This window comes from Mesorhizobium sp. P2_A12, assembly GCF_056405075.1.
In genome coordinates this window covers 1-321 of record NZ_JBFUCU010000107.1, presented here as the reverse complement: position 1 = coordinate 321, position 321 = coordinate 1, and the positions used below count along the sequence as shown (strand labels likewise).

The following is a 321-nucleotide window of genomic DNA, read 5'->3' as shown; positions in this document are numbered from 1 at the left end:
GGCTTTACAGCTTCGATATCGGCACCTTTGTCCAGCAGGAAGGCTGCCATTGAAATATCGCCCTGGAGAACGGCCGCGTGCAGCGGCGTTCCCTCGTCACCTTGTTCGTTCACATCTGCGCCGTTCGCCACAAGACTTTGTACAAGCGCCAGATTGTCCGCCATCGCAGCGTCATACAGGTCGCCAACTTCGGCGCCATCTGCGGCGCACCAAGTCAGAACCATGCCGGCGGCGATCGGAAGTTGCCATCTAACCATAGCGTCCTCCTGGGAACGCGGCGTCGCCATCTCGCAGTTGGCACCGCCAACGTGATCTGAAGCG

General features: G+C 59.8%; 1 protein-coding gene. It reads right to left on the bottom strand.

Annotation, left to right across the window (positions count from 1 at the left end; all coding sequences use genetic code 11):
- Positions 1-257 (bottom strand): ankyrin repeat domain-containing protein (locus AC1DZU_RS35715; RefSeq protein WP_477292175.1); only part of this gene is annotated, 257 nt, incomplete at its 3' end.
- Between the last annotated feature and the right edge of the window lie 64 nt (positions 258-321).